The sequence below is a fragment of the Aliarcobacter vitoriensis genome (assembly GCF_003316695.1).
In the GTDB taxonomy this organism is placed as follows: Bacteria; Campylobacterota; Campylobacteria; order Campylobacterales; family Arcobacteraceae; genus Aliarcobacter; species Aliarcobacter vitoriensis.
Map to the genome: position 1 here is coordinate 100,593 of NZ_PDKB01000001.1, position 18,493 is coordinate 119,085.

Below are 18,493 nucleotides of genomic sequence, written 5' to 3' on the forward strand. Positions count from 1 at the left end.
GGTTAAAAAATGAATAAAAAATCAATAATTATATTAGCTGCTGGTGCTGGGACAAGAATGAAATCTGAAACTCCAAAAGTTTTACACAAAATTTCTGGAAAACCAATGCTTTACTACTCTATAAAAGAGGCTTTAAAACTTAGTGATGATATTACAGTTGTTTTATATCATCAATTTGAAAAAGTAAAAACTGAAATAGAAAAATATTTTAAAAATATAAATTTTGTAATACAAGACCATAAAAACTTCCCTGGAACTGGTGGAGCAGTTATGGGAATAACTCCAAAATATGAAAAAGTTTTGGTTCTAAATGGAGATATGCCTTTAATTCAAGCAAGTGAACTTGAAAAGTTTGATATTTCTGCAACTATCGTTATGTCAGTTTTAAAGCTTGAAAGTGCTGATGGATATGGAAGAGTAATTATTGAAAATGGAAATGTTAAAAAAATCGTTGAACAAAAAGATGCTTCTAGTGAAGAGTTAAGTATAACAACTGCAAATGCAGGAATTTATCAGTTTTGTTCAAAATTTCTACTTGAAAATTTAGCAAAATTAGATAATAACAATGCCCAAAAAGAGTATTACATCACAGATTTAGTTGAAATGGCAATAAGCCAAGGAAAAGTATTAAAACCACTTATTGTAAATGAAGAAAATTTCAAAGGAGTTAATTCTAAAGTTGAATTAGCTGATGCTGAGGTTATTCACCAAAATAGAATAAAAAAAGAGTTTATGAAAGCTGGAGTAATTTTTAGATTGCCAGATACTATTTATATAGAAGAAGGTGTTGAAATAAAAGGTGAAAGTATCATTGAAAATGGTGTAAGTATTTTAGGAAATTCAAAAATAATAAACTCTCATATTAAAACAAATAGTGTTGTTGAGAACTCTATTGTTGAAAATAGTGATGTTGGACCAATGGCTAGAATTAGACCAGAAAGCAAGATAATTTCTACTCATATTGGAAATTTTGTAGAGACAAAAAAAGCTATTTTAACAGGAGTTAAAGCAGGGCATTTAAGTTATTTGGGTGATTGTGTTATTGATGAAGGAACAAATATTGGTTGTGGGACAATAACTTGTAATTATGATGGAGTAAATAAACATCAAACAATCATCGGGAAAAATGTTTTTGTGGGAAGTGATACACAGTTTGTTGCTCCTGTAACTATTGAAGATGATGTAATAATAGGTGCTGGAACAACTGTTACTGGAAATGTTAAAAAAGGTGATTTATATTTAACACGAGCAAAAACAAAAACTATTGATGGATATTTTTATAAACATTTTGCCAAAAAAACTAATGAGAAAAAGTAATGCTTTTAAAAGATAAAAAAATCTTGGTAGGTGTTACTGGTTCTATTGCAATTTATAAAGCTTTAGAGTTAATAAGACTTTATATAAAAGCTGGAGCAGTTGTAAGAGTAATTATGACTGAAAGTGCCAAAAAATTTATAAATCCTATTACTTTTGAAGCAATTTCTCAAAACAAAGTTTTAGATGAAATAAGTGAAAATTGGGATAAAAGTCAAGACTATAACCACATAGATATTGGAAAATGGGCTGATATTTTTGTAATAGCTCCTACTAGTGCAAATACAATAAATAAACTTGCTTGTGGCTTTGCAGATAATTTACTACTTCAAACAGCTTTAGCCTATACTAAAACCAAACTTATTTCACCAGCAGCAAATACAAATATGATAAATAATCCTATTACAAAAGAAAATCTTGGAAAGTTAAAAAATTATAATTATAAAATAATCTCTTCTTTGGTTAAAGAACTTGTTTGCAAAGATGTTGGTGATGGAGCTATGGCTGAACCAAAAGATATTTTTGATATTACTTGTAGAGAGCTACTTAAAAATCGATATTGGGAAAATAGAAAAGTAGTTTTAAGTGGTGGTGGTACATTAGAAAAAATAGATGATGTTAGATATATTTCAAATTTTTCAAGTGGAAAAATGGCTACAAGTTTGGCAACAGCCTTGTATTATTTTGGTGCTGATGTTAGTTTAGTAACTACTAGAGGATATGAAAATTTACCAAAAAACATAGATTTAAAAGTTGTTGATAGTTCGCAAAGTATGTTTTTAAATCTTGGTGAAATATTAGTACAAAAAACTCAAAAAAAATCATTTTTATTTATGGTTGCAGCTGTTAGTGATTATGTTCCAGAAAAAAGTTTTGAAGGAAAACTAAAAAAGGATAGTTTAGGAGAAGTATTTAATCTAAATTTAGTTCAAAATATTGATATTTTAAATAGTTTGAATAAAACAGATATTATTTCTATTGGATTTAAAGCTGAAATGGATAAAGAGAATGCCAAAACAAATGCACAAAATATGTTAAAAAATAAAAATCTTGATGCAGTTTGTTTGAATATTTTAGATGAAAATAATAGTTTTGGAAGCAATGATAATAAAATAGAACTCATTTTAAAAGATAAAAGCATATATTTTAAAGGAGAAAAGTTAGAAATTTCTTTTGATATTTTAGCTGATTTAGAAAAAGAGTTTAAAGAATGTTAGAACAGCAAAACCCACAACACATTGCTATTATTATGGATGGGAATGGAAGATGGGCAAATGAGCGTGGACTGAAAAGAACGGCTGGACACGAAGAGGGTGCCAAAGTTGTAAGAGAGATCACAACTTATTGTGCAAAAATAGGTATAAAATATCTTACTTTGTATGCATTTTCAACTGAGAACTGGAAAAGACCAAAACTTGAAGTTGAATATCTTATGAAACTTTTGGAGAAATATTTAAAAAATGAATTAGAAGTTTTTTTAGAGAATAATATTCGATTTAAAGCCATTGGGGATTTGAGTAAATTTTCAAATTCTTTGCAAAATACTATAAAAACAATTGAAGAAAAAACATCTATTTGTAGTGGACTTACTCAAATACTTGCATTAAATTATGGTTCTAAAGATGAAATATTAAGAGCAATAAAAAAACTAAATGAACAAAATTTGGAAATAAATGAACAAAATTTTGAATCTTGTCTTGATACAGCTGGATTTAGTAGTGTAGATTTACTTATTCGTACAAGTGGAGAATTAAGACTTTCAAACTATTTATTATGGCAAAATGCCTATGCCGAGCTGTTTTTTACTTCTACTTTATGGCCAGATTTTAATAGTTGTGAACTTGAAGATATAATAGAAGATTTTAAAAAAAGGCAAAGAAGATTTGGAGCATTATAGAAGTTTAAAAGTATTAATTTTAAGTCTTGCACTTTCAATATTACTATTTATTAAATTTGGTTTTGGTTTATTGTTTTTACAATATTCATTGTTTTTTTATATTTTAGTAGTGCTTTGTTCTTATGATTTAAAGTATAAAGCAGTTCCTGATTATCTACTTTTATTTGTATTTATAACATCATTTTTTCTAACATCATTTGAATTTTTTGAGAGTTTGCAAAATGCTTTATTTTTAAGTGGAGCAGTTTTTTTACTAAATTTTTTAGTTACATTTTATATACAAAATATAAAATCAAGAATTTTAAAAGATGAAAGCTTGAAAACAAAGACAGCTTTAGGTGAAGGTGATATTCCTTTGATCGCTTCTATTGGAGTGGTTTTAGGTTTACAAGAAGCCATTTTTACTATATTCTTAAGTGCAATTCTTGGTATAATACATACAATTTATGTAAAAGCAATAAAAAAAGAGAGCGAAATTCCATTTATTCCTTCTTTAGTTATTGCCTTTTTTTTGGAATTCTTTTTCCATATTTCTAACCACTTGAAGGATTTTTATTGAGATTAAATAACTATTTATATTCACAATTATCACTTACATTTTTTCCTATATTTTTGGGACTATTTTTTATAACGTCAGTTGTTTTTTTAGTAAGAATAGCATCTTTAACTTCTGTAATTACTATGGATTTTTTTGAATTATTCCAGCTTTATAGTTACACTATGCCCCAAATTATATTTTATACTATGCCAATTTGTTTTTTTATATCTTTGGCTATAACTTTATCAAAATTGTCAGGTGAATATGAGCTTACTGTTATTACATCTTTTGGATTAAATCCACTAAAAATTTTAAAAATATTTTTGCCTATTACGATTATCGTATCGCTTATACTATTAGTTATTTCTATTGGACTTATTCCAAAAACTAAGTATCTTACAAAACAGTTTACGGAAGTTAAGAAAAAAGAGGCAAATTTTAATATAAAAGAGAGTGAATTTGGGCAAAAATTTGGTGATTGGCTTATATATATTAGCTCTAAAAAAGATAAAAACTATCAAGAAGTTAAACTTTTTAAAACAGAAAAAGAGCAAGAGCATTTTATTATAAGTAAAGAGGCTATTTTAGACAATGATGAAGGAAATCTAAGTTTTAAATTAATAGATGGAAAAGTTTTTGTTATAAATGAAAAAGAAAAAGAGTTTAATCAAGTAAATTATAAGAATATGTACATAAATGATGCTATTGCAAGTGGTTCTATTGATGATTTTACAAATAGCTATAATTACTGGTTAGAAAATTTTAAAGATAAAAAAGATATTGATGATTTTATATTTTTTGTTTTAACTTCATTTTTCCCTTTAATATCTTTATTTTTAGTTATAACTTTTGGTTATTTTAATCCAAGATATGAAAAAAACAGAACTGTTGCTTACTCTATTGTTACAGTTGTTCTATATTTTATACTTGTAAAATATATTGGAGATAAATCTTTGCACTCTATTTATTTGATACCTATTTTTTGGTTAATTGCAAGTTATATTTTATATAGTAAAACTATAAAAACAGAGTATTAGTTTGAATTTAAAGTTTATTTGTTCTTATGATGGAAGTGTATATTTTGGAAGTCAAAAACAACCAAATCAAAATACAGTTGAAGATGAACTTTTAAGAGTTTTTAAAACTTTTGGTATTGATACAAAAATTATTTTTAGTGGTAGAACAGATAAAGATGTTCATGCTACTAAGCAAGTTTTTAATTGTCAAATCCCAGAGCATTTTAATGATTTTTTTAAGTTAAAAGATATTTTAAATAGACGACTTCCTATTTCAATAAAAATACTAAAAATATCAAAAGTAAATGATGATTTTCACTCAAGATTTGGTGCAAAAAGAAGAGTTTATAGATATTTGATAACTACAAAACCAACAAACCCTTTTAATTCAAAATATATAACTTATGTAAAATATATAGATGAAGAGCTTTTAAAAGATGCTATAAAAGAGTTTATAGGAGTTTATGATTTTAAATATTTTCATAAAACTGGAAGCGAAAAAGAGAATACAAAAAGAGAGATTTTTGATACAAATTTTTATAAATATAAAGATATTTATGTTTTTAAATTTACTGCAAATTCATATTTAAGAAGTCAAATAAGACTTATGGTAGGATTTTTACTTGCAATTAATGGTAAAAAATTAACTATACAAGATTTAAAAGAGCAGTTAAATTTAAAAAAACATATATTTAAAACCCCAGCAATTGCAAATGGTTTATATCTTGCTCAAATAAAATATTAAGGATAGAATATGAAAAGTTTAGTAAAAGTGGTATTTATCATAATTTTTTTAAATATATTTTTATTTGCAAATTCAGAAATTAGCATACAAAAAGATATTTCTCTTGTTGGTGGTGAACAAAATCATGAATTTACAATATCTTCAAAATTTCACAAACAAGAGTATGTAATACAAGTTTATCAACCAAAATCACAAGCGTTAGAAAATGGTTATCCAGTGGTATATATTTTAGATGGAAATGCTACTTTTCCTTATGCTTCGGTTATGGCACAAGCTATCGATAATATGTCTTACCGTACAAAAAAAGTTCCACCTTTGATAGTTTCTATTGGATATGCTTCAAAAGAACTTTTTGATATAGAAGCAAGAAGTTTTGATTATACTCCTCCATATGATGGTGAACTAAAAACTCCACAAAATCGTGGAAGTTCACAATTTACTCAAGGTGGAGCAGAAGAATTTTATAGTTTTATACAAAAGCAATTAAAACCAATTATTGAAAAAAATTATAAGATAGATAAACATAAACAGACTTTGTTTGGCCACTCTTATGGTGGACTTTTTACTCTTTATGCTTTTTTAAATCATCCAAATGATTTTCAGAATTTTATAGCTGCAAGTCCATCTATTTGGTGGAATGATTCTTTGATATTAAAAAATTTGAAAGATAATAATATAGAGTTTAAAAATCCTACAAATTTAATTTTGAGTGTAGGAGAAATTGAAAATAAAGGCAAAAATCCAACAGATATTGATATATTTGCTTCATATTTTAAAAATAGTGTAAATTTACAAACAAAGGTTTTAAATATACAAAATGCTTCTCATCTTGAAGCACTATTTCCAGCACTAAATCAAATTTTTAAAATAGAATAATAAAATGTTTTTAAGATTTCTAATCATTTTATTTTGTTGCCTAAATCTTTTTTCTTATGAGTTTAAATTAAACCCAAAAGATACAAATTTGATTAATAATTCAAAGCAGAAAACAGCAATTTTAAAAAGATTGGAAAAGTATAAAGAGTTTAAAATAAAAGCTAAAAGTCTTGATATAGATAAAAAGTTGGCACAAACAAATTTTTTTATAAATAGAACTTTACCAGAATATGATAGTCAAAGTGTAGGAATAGATGATTATTGGATGACACCAAAAGAGTTCTTTTTTAAAGGTTTTGGTGATTGTGAGGATTATGCTATATCTAAATATTTTACTCTTTTAGAATTAGGAATAAAGAAAGAACATTTGTATTTGGCTATTGTAAGTGTTAAAGGAAGTGCTGGAACGCATATGGTTTTACTTTATATAAAAGATAAAAACTCATCGCCTTTAGTGCTTGATAATCTTAGTTTTAAAGTTCTTCCTTTTACAAAAAGGGTAGATTTAACTCCTATTGTTGCTTTTAATGAGATAGATTCGTATCAATTTACAAAAGATAAATTTACACAAAAAGTAGTTATTGACTGGCAAAATGACAATAAATGGGAAAGAATCTTAAATAGAGTCTATAAATTGGGCGAATAAATAAAATTTTTATGTACTCTTGACAAACATTGACTCAATAAGCTATAATTCTTTAGCAGTTTATATATTAGAGTGCTAAATTTATAAAAGTGGTTATGTTTATGATAGATAAAAAAGAGTTTTTACTACAATCTATTATCAAAGCTTATATAGAGCATTTAGAACCAATAGGTTCAACACAACTAAAATCTATGTATGATTTATCATACTCTCCTGCAACTATTAGAGGTTATTTTAAGAAGCTTGGAGATGAAGGTTATTTAGTTCAAGAACATATAAGTAGTGGAAGAACTCCTACTAATGAAGCTTTGAAACAGTATTGGAGTGGAAGATTAGACTTTGATTTAAATGGTATAAATATAAAAGCTTTAGAGTATTTTAGTTCAAAAATTGGTTTAACAGTATTTCTGAAAAAAGAGAAAAAAGATATTTTAAAAAATATCATAAATGTTGAAAACAGATATATGATTTTGGAGTTTTCAACTTTTGCAGTTAGTATAAAATATAGTGATGCTTTGAGTAGATTTTTAAAAGATTTTATAAATTTTGATTTAAAAGATATTTTAAAAATTTCAAAAGATGTAGGAGCATATGAGTTATATAATAGTATAAATCAAAGTTTACAAAGCAATGATTTTGAGATTTTCAACTATAAAGAGTTTTTCTCTTTAGCACTGAATTTTGATTTTGATGAGTTTACAATAGATAGGTTTTTAAAAGGTTATATTATCGATGAGCTAAAAGATGGCTTGTATTTTGATAATTTTTTACCACAAAACTATATTGGTATTTGTAAATTCTGCAAAATCAATAATGAAGATGTAAAAATGTTGGTTATTGGTGAATTATCAAAAGATTATGGATATTTTTTTGAACAAATTAAACAATTTTAGGAGAATATAATGAGTGAAGAGACAAAAGAAGAAATTTTAAGCGAAGAGCAGACTAACAAAGAAGAGTGTTGTCAAGATAGTCAATGCTGTGAAAAACAAGAATCTGAAAATGCTGAAGTAAAAGAAGAGAGTTTAGAAGAAAAAGTAGCTAGGCTTGAAAATGAATTAAAAGAGAGTGAAGATAAATTTTTAAGGGTTCATGCTGATTTTGAAAATATCAAAAAAAGGCTTGAAAAAGAGAAATACCAAGCAATAGACTATGCAAGTGAAAAATTTGCAAAAGATTTATTAACTCCACTTGATACTTTGGAAATGGCATTGGCTTCTTCAAAAGCTGGAATTGATTCAAGTGAACTTTTACCAAAATTAAAAGAGGGGATAGAACTTACAATAAAAAGCTTTTTATCGACTTTTGAAAAACACAACATTATAAAAGTTGATACAGATGGAGAGTTTGATCCAAATGTACATAATGCAGTTATGCAAGTAGATAGTGCAAATCATGAAACTGGACAAATAGTTGCTGAGTTACAAAAAGGTTATTTGTTAAAAGATAGGTTACTTAGACCTTCTATGGTCTCTATTTCAAATTAATTTTTGAAAATAATGACCGCGATGTCAATAAACTATAAATAGAATTTAAAATTTAAAAATCTTAATAAAAGGAAAAAAAATGAGTAAAGTAATTGGAATAGATTTAGGAACAACAAACTCTTGTGTTGCTGTTTATGAAAATGGTGAAGCAAAAATTATCCCAAATAAAGAAGGGAAAAATACAACTCCATCAATTGTGGCTTATACAGATAAAGGTGAAGTTTTAGTAGGTGATCCAGCAAAAAGACAAGCTATTACAAATCCAGAAAAAACTATATATTCAATCAAAAGAATTATGGGTCTTATGATGAATGAGCCAAATGCAAAAGAAGCTCAATCAAAAGTTGGATATAAAATAGTTGATAGAAATGGAGCAGCAGCAGTTGAAATCGCTGGAAAAGTTTACACTCCACAAGAAATCAGTGCAAAAATTTTAGGAAAACTAAAAGCTGATGCTGAAGAGTATTTAGGAGCAAAAGTTACAGATGCAGTTATCACTGTACCTGCATATTTTAATGATGCACAAAGAAAAGCTACTCAAGAAGCTGGAACAATTGCAGGGCTTAATGTACTTAGAATTATCAATGAGCCAACAGCAGCATCTTTAGCTTATGGTTTGGATAAAAAAGGTGAAGAAAAAGTTTTAGTTTACGATTTAGGTGGAGGAACTTTTGACGTTACAGTTTTAGAAATTGGAGATGGAACATTTGAAGTACTTTCAACTGATGGAAATGCTTTCTTAGGTGGAGATGACTTTGATAATGCAATTATTGATTGGTTAGCAAAAGAGTTTAAAGATGAAAATGGCTTTGACATTAAAAATGACAAAATGGCATTACAAAGACTTAAAGATGCAGCTGAAAATGCTAAAAAAGAGTTAAGTAGTGCAGAATCAACAGAAATCAACTTACCATTTATTTCTATGGGAAATGCAGGACCAATTCACTTAGTTAAATCTTTAACTAGAGCAAAATTTGAGTCAATGACTGAAAATTTAATAAATGAAACACTATCTCATATCAAAACAGCATTAAAAGATGCTAGTTTGGATAAAGGTGAAATTGACGAGATTATTATGGTTGGAGGAAGTACAAGACTTCCTAAAGCAAATCAAGTTGTAAGAGAATTTTTTGGAAAAGACTTAAATAAAGGAGTAAATCCTGATGAGGTTGTAGCTGCTGGTGCAGCAGTTCAAGCTGGAGTTTTAAGAGGTGATGTTAAAGATGTTCTTTTACTTGATGTTACGCCATTAAGTTTAGGAATCGAAACTTTAGGTGGAGTTATGACAAAACTTATTGAAAAAGGAACTACAATTCCAGTTAAAAAATCACAAGTTTTCTCAACAGCTGATGATAATCAACCAGCAGTTTCAATTCATGTTTCTCAAGGTGAGAGAGAATTTGCAAGAGATAACAAATCTTTAGGTATGTTTGAACTTTCAGATATTCCAGCAGCTCCAAGAGGTGTTCCTCAAATTGAAGTAACATTTGATATTGATGCAAATGGTGTTTTAAATGTATCTGCAAAAGATAAAGGAACAGGAAAAGAAAATAAAATCACTATTTCTGGAAGTTCTGGATTAAGTGATGCTGAAATTGAAAAAATGGTAGCAGAAGCAGAAGCAAATAAAGAAACAGATGCTAAGAAAAAAGCAGTAATTGAAGTAAGAAATCAAGCAGATGCATTATTACACTCTACAAGAAAAACTTTAGAAGAAAATGAAAGTGCAATAAGTGAAGAAGAGAAAAAAGCTATTGTTGATGCAGCAGCTGAACTTGAAGAAGTTTTAAAAGATGAAAATGCTACAAAAGAGCAAATTGAAGAAAAATTAAAAAATTTAACTGAAAAATCTCATAAATTAGCAGAAGCTATGTATAAAAAAGATGGTGAGCAAAATGCTCAACCAAACCAAAAAGCAAAAAAAGATGACGATGATGTTATCGATGCGGAAGTAGAGTAATCTCTACTTCATGCAAAAAAATATAATATTACTAATCCTTACTACAATTTTATTTACTTCTTGTGCAACTAAAAAAAATGATATAAAGCCTTTAGAAGTTGTAGAAAAAGTAACTCAAAAAGAGCGAATGGAAAAAGTATCTTTTGCCCAAATTAAAGGCTTTTTTGAAGATGATTTAAACTATGCTTTGGAAGTTTTTAAAAAAGATTGTCAAAAATCTAAAAGATTTGAAGAGTTAAAAACTGTTTGTGAAAAAGCTCAATATACAACTGATGGAGCTATGTTTTTTGTATCAAACTTTATTCCTTATAAACTTTATGATAATAATTCAAATGATGAAGGTACGATAACTGGATATTATGAACCTTTATTGTATGGAAGTTTGAAAAAAACTTCAAGATATAAATATCCAGTTTATAAAATACCAAAGAATTTAATCACATCTGATAATGCAAGTTTAAAAGGATATAAATCTACTGGTAAGCTTGTAGGTAAAAATATAGTTCCTTATGATACAAGAAAAGATATAGAATTAAATCCAAACAATAAAAATTTTGAATCCATAGCTTATGTTGATGATAAAATAGATCTTTTTTTCTTACAAGTTCAAGGAAGTGGAAAAATCAAACTTGATACTGGTGAAATAATAAATGTAGGATATTCAGGACAGAATGGACGACCATATACAAGTATAGGAAGATATTTTATAGATAATGAAATAATCAAAAGAGAAGATATTTCAGTTCAAACTATAAAAGAGGCTTTACTTAAAAATCCTTCAAAAATAGATGATATTTTAAATTTAAATGAGAGTTATGTATTTTTTCAAGTTTCAAATCAAGGAGCAACAGGGGCTTTAAATACTGTTTTAACTCCAAAAAGAAATATTGCAGTGGATAGAAGTTATATACAACTTGGGACACCAGTATTTTTAAGTACTCAAAATCCTATAACAAAAGAGCCTATAAATCAAGTGATGGTTGCTGCTGATGTTGGTGGAGCAATAAAAGGCGAAATACGAGCTGATTTTTTCTGGGGATTTGGAGATGAAGCATATAATTATGCTGGAAGAATGAAAGAAAAAGGTAAAATGTATATTCTAAAACCTAAATATTGATAGAGATGAATTAAATTTATTTTTAATTCATTTTATTACTTAAATACTCTTTTTGTTACCAAAAGTAACTCAAGCTTACAAATTTGAAAATTCTTTCTGTAAATTTGTCCATTTTTTTCATTTAAATCGTCTTACTATATAGAGAAACAAATTCTCAAAATTAATACAAAGGATTTAAGATGAAAAGAAAGATTTTCATTTCAGTTTTAGCATCAATGATGTTAAGTGGAACAATGTTAAATGCAAAAGAGATAAGTTTGCAAGAAGCAGTAGAGAATATAGTAAAGAAATATAATATAACATATATTTCAAAATCAAAAGATTTAAAGAATAAGATAGTTGATTCAGAAAAGTTAGGTTTCGGGGGGGGGTACGGTATTAGATAGTTTAAATAGTATATTAAATCCAAATGATTTAAAAGCTATTCAAGAAGATGGTGTAATATATATAATAGAAAAACCAAAATATCAAAACTTTGGTAATACTACTGTTTTAGATGAAATATCTGTAAATAGTGGAAATTATCTAGGAAGTACAACAGAAAACTCAAATTCATACACAACTGGAAGTATGAGAACAGCTACAAAACTTGATTTATCTATCCGTGAAACTCCCCAATCAGTTAAAGTTTTAACACAAGAATACTTACAAGATGCAAATATCACTTCATTTCAAGAAATGCTTAGTAATGTTACAGGTGTATCTACAAATAGATCTGATGAGAGAATATCTCCAACAGCAAGAGGATTTAGTGTAAACTATTTTATGTATGATGGAGTTCCTAGTTTATATTGGTATCTTGATGCTAGTGATTCAGATTTAGTCATTTATGATAGAGTAGAAATTGTAAAAGGTGCAAATGGACTTATGACTGGAGCAGGAAATCCATCTATTGGTATTAATATGATAAGAAAACATGCAAATAGTAAAGTATTTAATGGAGATATAAATTTAAGTGCTGGTTCTTGGGATGATTATAGTGCTACTCTTGATGTCCAAACTCCATTAAATAATGATGGAAGTATCAGAGCAAGAATTGTAGCAAAACATCAAGATAGTAAATCATTTAAAGATTATTATAGAAAACAACAAGACAATTTTTATGGTGTAGTGGATATGGATTTAACAGATACTACACAACTATCTTTAGGTGCAAGTTATGATAAACTTGATAGAGATGGTGCGAGTTGGGGAGGAATGCCTCCATTTTACACAGATGGAACTAGAGTTAATTTTGATAGAAAAAAAACACTTACAAATGATTGGGTTCATTGGAATACTGAATTAAAAACAATCTATGCAAATGCTACTCAATATTTCTATGATGATGTATCTTTAAATGTAAATATTAAGCAGAAGAAATTTGATACTGATTCAGCTTTATATTATTTTTCTGGAACTGTTGATAAGGATACAGGAACAGGAGTAGGTTCAATATATGATAATGCATATAATGCAAAAATCAAAGATAATAATTTTGATGTATATGTTAATGCACCATTTTCTTTAGGTGGATTAGAACATGAAGTTGTTACAGGTTATATGTATACTAAAATGGAAATAAAATCTAATTCTAAGACGAATATTTATAATTCTTCATTATCAAACCCGTTGATAAACTTTTATGAAATAAATGTTCCAAATGCATATTTACAAGCAGATATTAGAGATAATCCAACTAATACAACTCAAACAGGTATATATCTTGCTGGTAAATTTTCTTTAATGGAAGATTTAAAACTTATTACTGGACTTAGAGTTTCAAACTGGAAATATGATAGTGGAGATGGTGTTGGAAATAGAGAGTTTAAAAATGAAATTACACCTTATGCGGGATTGGTTTATGATATAGATGAACATCATTCTGTTTATGCAAGTTATACTGATATCTTCCAACCACAAAGTAGTAAAGATAAAAATGACAAGTACTTAGACCCAATAGTTGGTAAAAATTATGAAACTGGTATCAAAGGTGAATATTTTGATAAAAGATTAAATACTTCACTATCTATCTTTAGAGTAGAGCAAGATGGAGTTGCTACAAAGGATGAAAGTGGATTAAATATTATTACTGGAGGTACTGCTTATAAATCAGCAAAAGGAGTAGTAAGTAAGGGTACTGAGTTTGAAATTGATGGAGAAATCACTGATAACTGGAATATTAGTTTTGGTATAGCAAACTTTGAAGCAAAAAATGCTAAGAATGAGAAATTTAATACAACTTCATCAAGAACAACAGCAAACTTATTTACAAAATATAAAATCAACAAAGATTTTGCTATTGGTGGTGGATTAAACTATAAAAGTAAAATATATACAGGAAGTGGAACTTCTAAAATGACACAAGATGCTTATATTTTAGCAAATGTTATGGCTTCATATAATGTAACAAAAGATTTAAAATTTCAATTAAATATTAATAACTTATTCGATAAAAAATATTATGAAGGAATTGGTAATTTCAATAATGTAAATTATGGAGAACCAAGAAGTTTCGCTGTAAATATGAGATATTCATTTTAAGATTTATAAAGAGAGTTTTTGCTCTCTTTATATTTATTTAAGGTTAAATTATTATAATTGCAATCTACTTTTTTAGAAAAGTAAAATGCGGGAGTAGCTCAGTTGGCTAGAGCTTCTGCCTTCCAAGCAGACTGTCGCGAGTTCGAGTCTCGTCTCCCGCTCCACTAAGCCTTATGTAAAAAGTAAATAACTCTTTACATAAGGCTTTTTTATTTCTTTTGTGCTTCCATAGCTCAGCTGGATAGAGCAACGCCCTTCTAAGGCGTAGGCCGTACGTTCGAATCGTACTGGGAGTACCACTTTAAATATTTAAAATACTAGAAAACTTTTCCACCCACACCTACACCAACATGACCACTACTGTTTACATGAGCAGAAACACAGCCACTTAAAGTAAATATTGTAAATAGAACTAATAGTATATTTCTTAATTTTTTCATATTGTCTCTTTTTGATTTATTTTAAATAATAGTTTAGTGAAGATTTGATTTGAAAGAAATTAGATAGAGAAAATCTCTATCTAAAAAAGTGAATTAAGCAATAACTGCTAGAGTTTGCCCTTCTTCAACAGATTTTGAAGGTTCAACTAAAATTTTTGAGATTGTTCCAGCAACTGGTGCAGTTATATCTATCTCCATTTTCATAGCTTCTAAGATCATTATTTGTTGATCTTTTTCTACTTTATCACCTTCTTTTACAAGTATTTTCCATACATTTCCATTTACTGCTGCTGGTACTTCTGTACCATTGTAAACTGGTTTTGCTGGTGCTTGTTGAACAGGTGCTGCTTGAACTGGAACTTGTTGTACAACTTGAGGTTGAACTACTGGTTGTGATACTTGAATATTATCTACTATCCCATCTGCTACTGTTACATTAAATCTTTGTCCGTCTACTATTACTGTGTAATTTCCATTTGCCATTTTCTTTTCTCCTTTGTTATTAGTACAATTTTTTGTTTCATTTTTTCTTACATTTAAAGGTGCTTCACCTTTTAAAAATGCAATACCTTTCTCATCACAAGCAGCAGCTATGAAGATATTCTCTTCAGTTGCTTCTATTCCTTCAATTTCTAATCTTTGTTTCCAAACATCAATTCTTTTCTTCGGATCAGCATCTGCTAAATCCAAAGGATTTTTTGTTGTTGGTTCAAGTTTTAGTTTTTCACTTGCTAATGCGATAATATCTTTATCAGCAGGAACTGGTGTTTTACCAAAATAACCTAAAACCATTCTACCATAACCTGGAGCTATTTGCTTCCATGGTCCAAACATAACATTCGCATAAGCTTGTTGCCAATAAAATTGAGAAACAGGTGTAACAGATGTTCCAAATCCACCTTTTACAACTACTTCTTGCATAGCTTTTATAACTTGAGGGAATTTGTCTAAAGTTCCATTGTCTCTCATCATTTGAGTATTTGCAGTTAAAGCACCACCAGGCATTGGAGAGAATGGTATAAGTGGTGATACTTGAGTAGCTTCTGGTGGAAGGAAGTAATCTTTCAAGCAATCAGCTAAAACTTCTTCATATTGAAGTATTTTATCTATTTGTAAACCACCTAAATCATAGTTCATACCTTTTGTAGCATGAAGCATAGTTAAAATATCTGGTTGAGAAGTTCCTCCACTAACAGGAGATGCAGCTAAATCTATACCATCCGCACCAGCATCTAAAGCTGCAAGATAACAAGCAACTGAAACACCAGCTGTTTCGTGAGTATGTAATCTAATATGAGTAGAGTCACCTAAAAGTTTTCTAGCCATTTTTATAGTTTCATAAACTTTATTTGGACTACTTGTACCACTAGCATCTTTAAAACAAATAGAATCAAATGGTAAGCCACTATCTAGAATACTTCTTAAAGTTTTTTCATAAAATGGTACATCATGAGCACCTGAACAATTTGGTGGTAAATCCATCAAAGTTACAACAGCTTCGTGTTTTAAGCCATGGTTTTTTATACATTGAGCTGAATATTCTAAATTTTGAACATCATTTAAAGCATCAAAATTTCTAATAGTTGTTGTTCCATGTTTTGCAAAAAGTTTTGCGTGAAGGTCAATTAGTTCTCTTGAACCAGTATCCAACATCACAGTATTTATACCTCTTGCTAATGTTTGTAAGTTAGCATCAGGACCTACAATAGATCTAAATTTATCCATCATATCAAAAGCATTTTCTTGTAAATAGAAGAATAAAGATTGAAATCTTGCTCCTCCACCAAATTCAAAGTGATTTATTCCTGCCTCTTTTGCAGCTTCAACAGCTGGAAAAAAGTCATTCATCAATACTCTTCCTCCAAAAACAGATTGAAATCCATCTCTAAAAGTTGTATCCATAATATCTATATATTTTTTAGCCATACTTCTATCCTTGAACTTTGTTGTGATGCTCTATTGCTGCCATTATAGCAGCTACTTTTCTTGCATCTACTGAACTATTTACAACACTTGGATTTGTAATAGTGTTATATATTATATTAGGAGCTGGTACTTCTAATTTTTCTTTTGTAGGAAAAAACTCAACAAAATTTACACCTTTTGCTTTGAGTAAAAACCCGACAATTAGCAAAATTGTAGAGACTAGACCCATTACTATAAAAAAGCTAGTAATAGCTTGAATTAAACCTTCCACTTCCATCCTTTTGTTTGTTAAGACGTAACAATTTATTAAAAGACTTATTCTATGCAAATTTTATAAATTCTTCTTCTTTTTAAGTGCTTTATAAATTGTTAGATATTGCTAATTTTAGTTAAGATTTGTTAAAATGATTTTATGAAAAAAGAGACTTTAGAAAAACGAACAAAAATTGCAAATGATATAATGTATTATATTTACACTCATATTGATACAAACATTGATATAGAAGAACTTAGTATAGATTTAAATGTTAGTAAATTTCATATGCACAGAATATTTAAAGAGATTTTTGGAAGAAATATATATGAAAGTATCAAATCAATAAGGCTTCAAAAAGCTTCAAATTTACTTCTAACAAATAAATACTCGACAATTTCAAATATTGTAAATTCTTGTGGTTATTCTTCTCAATCTTCATTTATTAAAATATTTAAAGAAAGATTTGGAATGAGTCCAAAAGAGTGGAAAAATGGTGGATATAAAGATTATTCAAATAGTATTATTAATACATCACGATTTGCAATGCAGTCAAAAGCGAATTTCAATAATATTATACCAACTATTGTTAAAATGGCATCTATTGAGAGTTATTATATAAGAAATCAAGGATATAATAGAAATATTGAAGCAACATGGCAAAAGCTTCAAACTTGGGTTTTGACAAATAATATAACTTCATATAAAAGGGCTGCACTTTTTCATGATAATCCAACTATTACTCCACTTAGTGATTGTCAATATATCGCTTGTATTATTGTAGATGATGATGAAAATGTACAAAGTGATAGATTACCAAAATTTAAAATAGCAGAAGGTGTTTATGCAAAATTTGATTTAAAAGGTAAATCAGAGGATTTATTGCCTTTTATACAGTGGGTTTATCACGAATGGCTACCACAAAGTGAATATGAAACAACTACAAAACCATCATATGCTATTTATGATAAACTCGATTTTAGTGATGGACATAATGAATTTGAGTTTAGTTTTTATGTATCAATAAATTTTTAAAGAATAGCTTTTAACCATTTATTTAAAAACTCTTCTCTTGAGTATAATTTTGCTCCTAAATCGAACTTATATTGCATATAAGGGTGTCCTAAATTCCAAAATTCAAAATTTTCATTTTGTAAATGTGTGTTTAATAAAACCATTTGCAATTTCCCCCAATCTTTGTATGCTTTATCTTTTGATGAAAATCCAGTAAGAGAAGTATATGTTTTTTTTATCTTATATCCTATTTCTCCAGCGATTAAATTGTTGTTTATATTATAAAGTTCTGCACAGAAAAGTTCAAAATCTTCACTTTTTTCATCTTTCAAATTTAAAAGTAATTTTTCATAATTTTCTTCAAGCCACGAATCATTATGATACTCTTTAATTTTTTTTAATACAGCTAGAAAATCATTGTTTATATAAAATTTGAATTCATTTTTATTTAATAGTTTTTTTACTTTTTTACTAATATGAATATCACAGAAGTCTAAAACTGCATATTCAAATTGAATTTCAGGAAGTAAATATATCTTATCTTGAATATTTATTGAAGTTGAAATAAATCCAAAAGTGCAAAGTTTGGTGTAAAAATCTTTTGAAAAATCATCACTTATATAGTAATTTGTAGTTGTATTTGGGTATATAATTTCAAAAAGATTTTGTGATGTTAAGTCATCTTTATTTATTAGATATAAAAATTCTTGGCTCATAGTTTTTTAAAATAGGAAATATCCT

Annotated in this window: 19 protein-coding genes and 2 tRNA genes; 17 read left to right on the forward strand and 4 right to left on the reverse strand. The window is 27.9% G+C overall.

The window, feature by feature from the left end; translation table 11 throughout:
- The first annotated feature begins 9 nt into the window (after positions 1 to 9).
- The 16 genes from glmU to CRU91_RS00540 all read left to right on the forward strand — a co-directional run bounded on the left by glmU (position 10) and on the right by CRU91_RS00540 (position 14,418).
- Entirely contained in the window at positions 10 to 1,317 is a 1,308-nt protein-coding gene (glmU, locus tag CRU91_RS00470) for a bifunctional UDP-N-acetylglucosamine diphosphorylase/glucosamine-1-phosphate N-acetyltransferase GlmU (protein ID WP_113892309.1), read from the forward strand.
- The gene (coaBC, locus tag CRU91_RS00475) at positions 1,317 to 2,531 is read left to right on the forward strand and encodes a bifunctional phosphopantothenoylcysteine decarboxylase/phosphopantothenate--cysteine ligase CoaBC (RefSeq protein ID WP_113892311.1); all 1,215 of its coding nucleotides are present in this window, start codon (positions 1,317 to 1,319) and stop codon (positions 2,529 to 2,531) included. Before glmU ends, coaBC begins: the two co-directional genes overlap by 1 nt.
- On the forward strand, positions 2,525 to 3,211 hold the full coding sequence (locus CRU91_RS00480) for a di-trans,poly-cis-decaprenylcistransferase (protein ID WP_113892313.1): 687 nt from the start codon (positions 2,525 to 2,527) through the stop codon (positions 3,209 to 3,211). Before coaBC ends, CRU91_RS00480 begins: the two co-directional genes overlap by 7 nt.
- Entirely contained in the window at positions 3,198 to 3,770 is a 573-nt protein-coding gene (locus tag CRU91_RS00485; RefSeq protein WP_222718359.1) for a prepilin peptidase, read from the forward strand. Before CRU91_RS00480 ends, CRU91_RS00485 begins: the two co-directional genes overlap by 14 nt.
- Entirely contained in the window at positions 3,767 to 4,786 is a 1,020-nt protein-coding gene (locus CRU91_RS00490; protein ID WP_113892317.1) for an LptF/LptG family permease, read from the forward strand. Before CRU91_RS00485 ends, CRU91_RS00490 begins: the two co-directional genes overlap by 4 nt.
- A 1-nt stretch (position 4,787) precedes the next feature.
- Complete coding sequence (truA, locus tag CRU91_RS00495) at positions 4,788 to 5,510, forward strand: tRNA pseudouridine(38-40) synthase TruA (protein ID WP_113892319.1); 723 nt, start codon at positions 4,788 to 4,790, stop codon at positions 5,508 to 5,510.
- 9 nt (positions 5,511 to 5,519) lie between these two features.
- Positions 5,520 to 6,386, forward strand: a complete 867-nt coding sequence (locus tag CRU91_RS00500) for an alpha/beta hydrolase (RefSeq protein ID WP_113892321.1) — start codon at positions 5,520 to 5,522, stop codon at positions 6,384 to 6,386.
- 4 nt (positions 6,387 to 6,390) lie between these two features.
- The gene (locus CRU91_RS00505; protein WP_113892323.1) at positions 6,391 to 7,032 is read left to right on the forward strand and encodes a transglutaminase-like cysteine peptidase; all 642 of its coding nucleotides are present in this window, start codon (positions 6,391 to 6,393) and stop codon (positions 7,030 to 7,032) included.
- A 101-nt stretch (positions 7,033 to 7,133) separates the two neighbouring features.
- Positions 7,134 to 7,925, forward strand: a complete 792-nt coding sequence (locus CRU91_RS00510) for a heat-shock protein (RefSeq protein WP_113892325.1) — start codon at positions 7,134 to 7,136, stop codon at positions 7,923 to 7,925.
- A gap of 9 nt (positions 7,926 to 7,934) precedes the next feature.
- A complete protein-coding gene (gene grpE / locus CRU91_RS00515; RefSeq protein WP_113892327.1) occupies positions 7,935 to 8,519 on the forward strand; it encodes a nucleotide exchange factor GrpE in 585 nt (194 codons plus the stop codon).
- A gap of 79 nt (positions 8,520 to 8,598) precedes the next feature.
- Positions 8,599 to 10,479: a molecular chaperone DnaK gene (gene dnaK / locus CRU91_RS00520; protein WP_113892329.1), complete on the forward strand. Its 1,881-nt coding sequence runs from the start codon at positions 8,599 to 8,601 to the stop codon at positions 10,477 to 10,479.
- A gap of 10 nt (positions 10,480 to 10,489) precedes the next feature.
- Positions 10,490 to 11,596 carry a murein transglycosylase A gene (mltA, locus tag CRU91_RS00525; protein ID WP_113892331.1) on the forward strand — a complete coding sequence of 369 codons (1,107 nt, stop codon included), beginning with the start codon at positions 10,490 to 10,492 and terminating at the stop codon, positions 11,594 to 11,596.
- A gap of 179 nt (positions 11,597 to 11,775) precedes the next feature.
- Positions 11,776 to 11,982, forward strand: a complete 207-nt coding sequence (locus CRU91_RS12170; protein ID WP_222718360.1) for a hypothetical protein — start codon at positions 11,776 to 11,778, stop codon at positions 11,980 to 11,982.
- Between the two features lie 184 nt (positions 11,983 to 12,166).
- Positions 12,167 to 14,119: a TonB-dependent siderophore receptor gene (locus CRU91_RS00530; RefSeq protein WP_222718361.1), complete on the forward strand. Its 1,953-nt coding sequence runs from the start codon at positions 12,167 to 12,169 to the stop codon at positions 14,117 to 14,119.
- Positions 14,120 to 14,206: 87 nt separating this feature from the next.
- A tRNA-Gly gene (locus tag CRU91_RS00535) sits at positions 14,207 to 14,283 on the forward strand.
- Positions 14,284 to 14,341: 58 nt separating this feature from the next.
- A tRNA-Arg gene (locus tag CRU91_RS00540) sits at positions 14,342 to 14,418 on the forward strand.
- 18 nt (positions 14,419 to 14,436) lie between these two features.
- Here CRU91_RS00540 and CRU91_RS12440 read toward each other — a convergent pair.
- From CRU91_RS12440 to CRU91_RS00550, 3 genes are all read right to left on the reverse strand, one after another.
- Positions 14,437 to 14,559, reverse strand: coding sequence for a lipoprotein (locus CRU91_RS12440; protein ID WP_257118563.1), 123 nt, complete (start codon positions 14,557 to 14,559; stop codon positions 14,437 to 14,439).
- 93 nt (positions 14,560 to 14,652) lie between these two features.
- Positions 14,653 to 16,485 carry a biotin/lipoyl-containing protein gene (locus CRU91_RS00545; protein ID WP_113892333.1) on the reverse strand — a complete coding sequence of 611 codons (1,833 nt, stop codon included), beginning with the start codon at positions 16,483 to 16,485 and terminating at the stop codon, positions 14,653 to 14,655.
- Positions 16,486 to 16,489: 4 nt separating this feature from the next.
- A complete protein-coding gene (locus CRU91_RS00550) occupies positions 16,490 to 16,756 on the reverse strand; it encodes an OadG family protein (RefSeq protein ID WP_113892335.1) in 267 nt (88 codons plus the stop codon).
- Between the two features lie 141 nt (positions 16,757 to 16,897).
- On the opposite strand from CRU91_RS00550, the gene CRU91_RS00555 reads away from it, so the two are divergent.
- The gene (locus CRU91_RS00555; protein WP_113892337.1) at positions 16,898 to 17,773 is read left to right on the forward strand and encodes an AraC family transcriptional regulator; all 876 of its coding nucleotides are present in this window, start codon (positions 16,898 to 16,900) and stop codon (positions 17,771 to 17,773) included.
- Here the strand turns inward: CRU91_RS00555 and CRU91_RS00560 are convergent.
- Positions 17,770 to 18,468, reverse strand: coding sequence for a hypothetical protein (locus CRU91_RS00560; protein WP_113892339.1), 699 nt, complete (start codon positions 18,466 to 18,468; stop codon positions 17,770 to 17,772). The genes CRU91_RS00555 and CRU91_RS00560 overlap by 4 nt on opposite strands.
- Positions 18,469 to 18,493 lie beyond the last annotated feature (25 nt).

Bases quoted from the DNA above. Each gene is read 5' to 3' on its own strand.
- CRU91_RS00545 (WP_113892333.1), bottom strand. From the start codon at position 16,485: ATGGCTAAAAAATATATAGATATTATGGATACAACTTTTAGAGATGGA.
- CRU91_RS12440 (WP_257118563.1), bottom strand. From the start codon at position 14,559: ATGAAAAAATTAAGAAATATACTATTAGTTCTATTTACAATATTTACT.
- grpE (WP_113892327.1), top strand. From the start codon at position 7,935: ATGAGTGAAGAGACAAAAGAAGAAATTTTAAGCGAAGAGCAGACTAAC.
- CRU91_RS00560 (WP_113892339.1), bottom strand. From the start codon at position 18,468: ATGAGCCAAGAATTTTTATATCTAATAAATAAAGATGACTTAACATCA.
- CRU91_RS00505 (WP_113892323.1), top strand. From the start codon at position 6,391: ATGTTTTTAAGATTTCTAATCATTTTATTTTGTTGCCTAAATCTTTTT.
- coaBC (WP_113892311.1), top strand. From the start codon at position 1,317: ATGCTTTTAAAAGATAAAAAAATCTTGGTAGGTGTTACTGGTTCTATT.
- glmU (WP_113892309.1), top strand. From the start codon at position 10: ATGAATAAAAAATCAATAATTATATTAGCTGCTGGTGCTGGGACAAGA.
- CRU91_RS00480 (WP_113892313.1), top strand. From the start codon at position 2,525: ATGTTAGAACAGCAAAACCCACAACACATTGCTATTATTATGGATGGG.
- CRU91_RS00530 (WP_222718361.1), top strand. From the start codon at position 12,167: ATGAGAACAGCTACAAAACTTGATTTATCTATCCGTGAAACTCCCCAA.
- CRU91_RS00510 (WP_113892325.1), top strand. From the start codon at position 7,134: ATGATAGATAAAAAAGAGTTTTTACTACAATCTATTATCAAAGCTTAT.
- CRU91_RS00500 (WP_113892321.1), top strand. From the start codon at position 5,520: ATGAAAAGTTTAGTAAAAGTGGTATTTATCATAATTTTTTTAAATATA.
- dnaK (WP_113892329.1), top strand. From the start codon at position 8,599: ATGAGTAAAGTAATTGGAATAGATTTAGGAACAACAAACTCTTGTGTT.
- CRU91_RS00555 (WP_113892337.1), top strand. From the start codon at position 16,898: ATGAAAAAAGAGACTTTAGAAAAACGAACAAAAATTGCAAATGATATA.
- mltA (WP_113892331.1), top strand. From the start codon at position 10,490: ATGCAAAAAAATATAATATTACTAATCCTTACTACAATTTTATTTACT.
- CRU91_RS12170 (WP_222718360.1), top strand. From the start codon at position 11,776: ATGAAAAGAAAGATTTTCATTTCAGTTTTAGCATCAATGATGTTAAGT.